This window comes from Planktotalea sp. (assembly GCF_018607965.1).
Lineage (GTDB): Bacteria > Pseudomonadota > Alphaproteobacteria > Rhodobacterales > Rhodobacteraceae > Planktotalea.
This window is the reverse complement of sequence record NZ_JABBAM010000134.1, coordinates 1-3,622: the sequence shown is the minus strand read 5'-3', so window position 1 is coordinate 3,622 and position 3,622 is coordinate 1. Positions and strand designations below refer to the sequence as shown.

Genomic DNA, 3,622 nt, shown 5'->3' with positions numbered 1-3,622 from the left:
TAAGGGCAAGCTGGAAGCAGCTGGCGCGGAAGTCGAAGTTAAGTAATTCTGCTTGCAGATTTATTCGGAAGCGGCGGTCCTTACGGGTCGCCGTTTTTCGTTGGGAGTGGGTTTTGGTGCTTTCGGTAAAACATAGAGAGCTTTGAGTACAAAGCTAGTAAAAGCAGACCTATTGTGAAGGCTGCCTAAGTGTCTGCTCTGCGGGACGAAGCGCCACTTCGCTGCAGTTGCGCAAAGGTCTGCCTAACGCGCGCCCACACCAATCGCCTCCCAAATCATGGTCGACCTTCGAAGTGATTAGGCTTCCATGGTCGAACCGATAGCGTCAAGAATCGTTTGCGCCACTGCGTTTCAATCTTCAATGCTGAGGCGGGAGGGAAGGCGCACATCACATGCACGATTTAGCATGGCCCGCGTTTTCGGTTGGTCAGGATTAATGCGTAAGGAATTCCAGTTCCAAAACGCCCGTGCATTGTCTCTTGAGCGCCCGAAGACTTGGACCTTCAAGCCCAAGGTCGACGCTTGGCCAACGAAGTTATCAACCCGTTGATCGGTCATTTCGAGTAGAGTGAACTGAATTGAATCTGGCGCTCGTTCCTCGGGAAGCAGCGACTTTGGCACCGTAATCCATGGGCAAGCGTCGAGGATTTCTGCAACATAATCATGGTTGCGACGCCCATCTTTTACCCGATCAGGCAGAGCATTAAGTTGAGGTCGGATCAGAGCAGCAGACAGTGTATTTAGCCGCAAATTGTACAGTGGCAACTGGTTTTGCCATTTCGCAAATGCAGCATGAAGGACAGGATGCTTTTGCCAGTTGTGCTCATACGCACCCGACATTATGCCGCCTGCGCGATTAGATCATCGTCGTCTGTGATCAAGATCCGGCCTTCGCCTGCGTTCAGCAACTTATATGACTGAAAACTAAAGCACCCGACCTTGCCAATCGTTCCGATGTTCCGGCCATTCCATGTTGTGCCGAGGCTGTGGGCCGCATCTTCGATCACGGGGATATCGACAGAGTCACAGAGCGCCATGATCGCATCCATATCAGATGTGTGACCGCGCATATGGCTGATGATGACCGCGTCAACTTCAGCAAGTTTTTTTCAAAGTCTTCAAGATCAATTCTGTAGTCATCACCGCATTCGCACAGCACTGGGATGCATTCAGCATGGACCACCGACGACGGAACAGCGGCGAAGCTAAAAGCAGGGATCAATACCTTAGAATCGCGCGGTAGACCCAAGGCTTTGAGAGAAAGAAATAGTGCAGCTGAACAAGATGAAACTGCCAGTGCGAACTTGCTCCCTAGCGCTTCGGCAAACTCGGCCTCTAGCAGCGCAACAGGTGAATCTTCAGAAGTGTAGCGAAACAGATCACCTGTACGCAAAATTCTATCGACTTCTCCCTTTGCGGCATCTGGAATACCCTCTGCGTCAGTCAAATTTGGCAACTTGGGCATATCAGCAACCAGTCTTAAATTGGCCGAACAGTTGAACAAGATCAACAGGGGTCACCGCGAAAATATTGCCCGCGCTTGTCGCAGACAAGCCGCACTAAGAAAACCGCAATCTATTCGAACCCGACATTCGTGTCCCTTGCAGCATCCGTCGCTTTGGGCTCACTTGAAACTTTCACCGTAAAATGTAATCAGGCTCGGTTTTGTTGATTTACCTAAGCCCTGCGTTAGCGAACTAGCCTCTTCAAGCTCGTTATGGTCCGCAACTCACTCCATACATCCACCCTTTTCCAACCAACCCCCTTGCGTTCGCCCCGTTCACGACATATTTGGAAATTTCTGACGGCTTCGATTGATTCGACGCTGCTTTTCTGTTTTCCGAATAGGAGGTCTAGATCACAGCGTTTTTGTCCTGATCCCCTTTAAAAGAGCAGAACAAAACGTCCACACAATCCGCGCCTCTCTCGGCAAGCCTCTGATTTCAAGAGATTTTCCAAGGCAGGACGTTTTGATCGAGTGCTCGGCAGTGGGATGCAGAGCGAGAATGGATCAATCTATGAATGTCGTCTCGACAGGGCGCAAAGCGGAGGCCCGACCGCTTATGTGTCTGATGAGAAACTAAAAAGGTGATACCTACTATGGCTCAATCCTTCCTTGGCCAGAAGCGTTTGCGTAAATATTACGGCAAAATCCGCGAAGTTCTTGAGATGCCGAACCTTATCGAGGTTCAGAAAAGCTCTTATGACTTGTTCTTGAATTCAGGTGACGAGCCGATCCCAATGGACGGCGAAGGCATCAAAGGTGTCTTCCAGTCGGTTTTCCCGATCAAAGATTTCAACGAAACCTCCATTCTGGAATTCGTCAACTATGAGCTCGAAAAGCCCAAGTATGACGTTGAAGAATGCCAGCAACGTGACATGACATATGCCGCACCTCTTAAGGTGACGCTGCGCTTGATCGTGTTTGAAATCGACGAAGATACAGGCGCGAAGTCTGTTAAGGATATCAAAGAACAAGACGTCTTCATGGGTGATATGCCTTTGATGACACCAAACGGTACGTTCGTTGTGAACGGTACTGAGCGCGTAATCGTTTCCCAGATGCATCGTTCACCTGGTGTGTTCTTTGACCACGATAAAGGTAAGACACACAGCTCGGGTAAGCTGTTGTTTGCTTGCCGTATCATTCCATACCGTGGCTCATGGCTCGACTTTGAGTTCGACGCAAAAGACATCGTCTTTGCCCGTATCGACCGTCGCCGTAAGCTGCCTGTTACAACGCTTCTTTACTCACTTGGCTTAGACCAAGAGGGCATCATGGATGCGTATTACGACACGGTTGATTTCACGCTAAGCAAAGGTAAGGGCTGGGTCACCAAGTTCTTCCCAGAGCGCGCACGTGGAACACGTCCAACATATGACTTTGTGGATGCAAAGACTGGCGAAATTATCGCGGAAGCCAACAAGAAGGTTACGCCACGCGCAGTTAAGAAGCTGATCGACGCGGGCGAAGTTTCTGAATTGTTGATCCCATACGACGCGATCGTTGGTAAGTTCATCGCCAAAGACATTATCAACGAAGAAACCGGTGCGATCTACGCAGAAGCCGGTGACGAGTTGACGCTGGAAATGGACAAAGATGGCGACGTCATCGGAGGTTCCTTGAAGGAACTAATGGACGAAGGCATCACTTCGCTTCCAATCCTGGACATCGATAACATCAATGTGGGCGCATATATGCGTAACACGATGGCGGCAGATAAGAACATGAACCGCGAAACCGCGCTTATGGACATCTACCGTGTGATGCGTCCGGGCGAGCCACCCACCGTTGAAGCGGCGAGCAACTTGTTCGACACATTGTTCTTCGATTCAGAGCGTTATGACCTTTCCGCGGTTGGCCGTGTGAAAATGAACATGCGTTTGAACCTTGATGCCGAAGATACGCAGCGTACGCTTCGTAAAGAAGACATCATTTCCTGTATCAAAGCGCTAGTGCACTTGCGCGATGGCAAGGGCGATATCGACGATATTGACCACCTTGGTAACCGTCGTGTGCGTTCCGTTGGCGAATTGATGGAAAACCAGTACCGTGTTGGCCTGCTTCGTATGGAGCGCGCGATCAAAGAGCGTATGTCTTCTGTCGAAATCGACACAGTCA

The 3,622-nt window shown here is 50.2% G+C and carries 2 pseudogenes; one reads left to right on the top strand and one right to left on the bottom strand.

The annotated features are described in order from the left end of the window. Window positions 1-351 precede the first annotated feature (351 nt). Window positions 352-1,465 (bottom strand): annotated as a pseudogene (locus QZ279_RS12390) (aminotransferase class I/II-fold pyridoxal phosphate-dependent enzyme). A 635-nt stretch (window positions 1,466-2,100) separates the two neighbouring features. Here QZ279_RS12390 and QZ279_RS12385 point away from each other — a divergent pair. Continuing rightward, window positions 2,101-3,622, top strand: a pseudogene (locus QZ279_RS12385) (DNA-directed RNA polymerase subunit beta); the annotation flags it as partial.